Source organism: Lacticaseibacillus pantheris DSM 15945 = JCM 12539 = NBRC 106106 (genome assembly GCF_001591865.1).
Taxonomy (GTDB): Bacteria; Bacillota; Bacilli; order Lactobacillales; family Lactobacillaceae; genus Lacticaseibacillus; species Lacticaseibacillus pantheris.
Genome location: NZ_BCVS01000169.1, coordinates 1 through 2834 on the forward strand (window position 1 = coordinate 1; position 2834 = coordinate 2834).

Here is a 2834-nt window from a genome sequence, read left to right on the forward strand (position 1 = left end):
CTCAACCGGAACCATTACTCCAGTACGACCAGCCAAGCAACCACCTAACCGGAGCCGCCGGACCGGCACAACCAGCCAAGCTGCCAGTCAAGCAGCCGATACATGTAAAAGATGACTGCTTTGTGTAATCAAACCTGACAAAAACCATGGACTACCTCCCGCCGGTTCGGTAGACTGAAAACATTGATGTTTCTTTGCACGCACGCGTGGCACGAAAACTGCCGCGCTGTACCAACTAGAAAGGGTGTTTTTAGCCACATGAAGAAGAAATGGTTCTGGCCGCTGCTCGCCATGGCTGCTGCTTTGTTCCTCGCCTGGAACTCACCGAAGTTAACACCAGTCAACGCCGCCGAACAGACGTATACTATCGGCACGGACGTCACTTTTCCTCCGTTCGAATACGCCAACAAGAGTAATAAATACGTGGGTATCGACATCGATATCATGAACGCCATCGCGAAAGCTGAAGGCTTCAAAGTCAACATAAAACCGCTCGGCTTCAACGCCGCCGTACAATCGCTGGAGGCCAACCAGATTGACGGCGTCATTGCCGGTATGAGCATCACACCGGAACGAAAAGCTAAATTTGCCATGAGTAACCCGTACTATAAATCGGGGGTTGTTGGCGCCGTCAAAACTGGCAGCAAATATCACACTTTGAACTCCCTCCGCGGTCAGCGCGTTGCCGTCAAAACCGGTACTAGCGCCGCTGACTACGTACACAGTATTAAGGACAAGTACCACCTTAAAGTGGTCACCTTTGACGACTCGAACAATATGTATCAGGACGTCATCACTGGGAACTCCGCCGCCTGCTTTGAAGATGAGCCCGTCATGCAGTACGGTATCGCCACCGGGCTGAGCCTCAAAATCGTGACGAAACCCGCAAAGTCGGGCTACTACGGCATCGCGATTGCCAAGTCCCACGCCAATGATCTCCTACCCAAAGTCAATGCGGGCCTCAAGAAGATTAAGGCCAACGGTACGTACGCGAAAATCGTGCGCAAATACCTGGGTAACGGATCGCAAAAGTCGCAGGCCAAAACCGCAGCGAAGACGAACGACAGTGACCACAGCTTTATGGGTTTGCTGAAATCTAATTGGGGCACCCTCATGGGCGGCTTGGGTGAAACCCTGCAGCTCACCGTACTGGGAATCGTCTTTGCCACCGTTATCGGGATTATCTTTGGGCTCATCGGGGTTATCCCCAACAAGTTTGCCCAGGGTGTTGCCACAACGTTCATTTACATCTTCCGTGGACTGCCGCTGATGGTGCTCGCCCTCTTTATCTACACGGGGATTCCGTCACTAATTGGCGCTAAGATACCGGCACTAATCGCCGGCGTCGTGACCCTGACCTTGAACGAGGGGGCGTACACCGCCGCGTTCGTCAAGGGTGGTATCCAGGCGGTTGACGGTGGTCAGATGGAGGCTGCCCGTAGTCTGGGGTTGCCGTGGACCAAATCCATGCGCAAAGTCATTCTGCCACAGGGTATCAAAATTATGATTCCATCGTTTATCAATCAGTTTATAATTACGCTAAAGGACACGTCGATTTTGTCCGTCCTTGGCTTGCTCGAACTGACCCAAACCGGGAAGATTATCATTGCCCGCAACATGGAAGGCTTTAAGATTTGGACGATGGTCGCGCTGATGTACTTAATCATCATCACTTTGCTCACGTGGCTGTCTAACTGGGTACAAAAGAAGGTAAAATAAATGACTAAAACTCGAGTAGAAATGCAAAATGTGCACAAAAGTTACGGCAACAACGACGTCATCAAGGGCGTTGACCTCAAAGTTGAGGATAACGAGGTGGTCGTGCTGATTGGACCGTCTGGTGCCGGTAAGAGTACCGTCTTGCGCATGATTAACGGCCTGGAAACCACTACGTCAGGCGACATTGTCATCGACGGCGAGGACATCGCCAAACCCGGCGTCAACATCGACCAGGTACGCCAGAAAATCGGGATGGTGTTCCAGCACTTCAACCTGTTTCCGAACATGTCGGTCAAGCAAAACATTACTTTGTCCCCTACCGAACTCGGTTTACGGACCAAGGCCGAGGCCGACGCAGAAGCCATCAAGCTTCTGGAACAGGTCGGCTTAACCGACAAGGCTGACGCAATGCCAGACTCCTTGTCAGGCGGCCAGAAGCAGCGGGTGGCGATTGCCCGTGCGTTGGCGATGCACCCCGACATCATGTTGTTTGACGAGCCAACCAGTGCGCTGGACCCCGAGATGGTCGGCGACGTGCTGGGTGTCATGCGCCAGTTGGCCAAAGAGGGTATGACGATGGTCATCGTGACGCACGAGATGGGCTTTGCCAAGGAAGTGGCCGATCGTGTCGTATTCTTCGGCGATGGCAAGGTACTGGAACAAGGAACGCCAGAACAAATTTTTGAGCACCCACAACACGAACGGTTACAAACGTTCTTGAAGCAGGTGCTGGAAGCATAGCTAACAATACCGTCGCGGCCTGGCTGCGGCGGTTTTTATATGCGCATTATTTAGTGTACGGGTGGCGGTTCTGCCCGGCGGGGGTGCCGTGGTGTACTGCGACTTGGTGGACCGCTGCTGGTGGCTGGCCGTACTGGCGTGATGGCTCCGGTCGCGGGGACCAACCGCTCAACCGGAGCCATCACGCCAGTACGACCAACGGTAGAGGTCTAACGTTAAGTTTACGGGTCCGCCAACAGCCCAAAATTTTAATGGTAAATCAATTCCAAACGAAACTGTCGGCATAATCACATGAATAGTAACGTGTATACCAGTCAGTTGAGTAAAGTCTGAGCATTGATTCATGATCCCTGGGATTAGAGTTCACGAACTAT

At 52.6% G+C, this 2834-nt stretch carries 2 protein-coding genes; both read left to right on the top strand.

Annotated elements, in window-relative coordinates; genetic code table 11:
* Positions 1-258 precede the first annotated feature (258 nt).
* Positions 259-1719, top strand: a complete 1461-nt coding sequence (locus LPA02S_RS11200) for an ABC transporter substrate-binding protein/permease (protein WP_056956378.1) — start codon at positions 259-261, stop codon at positions 1717-1719.
* Positions 1720-2460 carry an amino acid ABC transporter ATP-binding protein gene (locus LPA02S_RS11205; protein ID WP_054649638.1) on the top strand — a complete coding sequence of 247 codons (741 nt, stop codon included), beginning with the start codon at positions 1720-1722 and terminating at the stop codon, positions 2458-2460. It begins immediately after the preceding gene.
* Positions 2461-2834: the final 374 nt, after the last annotated feature.

Excerpts from the sequence above, each read along its gene's own strand:
- LPA02S_RS11200 (WP_056956378.1), top strand. The coding sequence starts at position 259 with ATGAAGAAGAAATGGTTCTGGCCGCTGCTCGCCATGGCTGCTGCTTTG.
- LPA02S_RS11205 (WP_054649638.1), top strand. The coding sequence starts at position 1,720 with ATGACTAAAACTCGAGTAGAAATGCAAAATGTGCACAAAAGTTACGGC.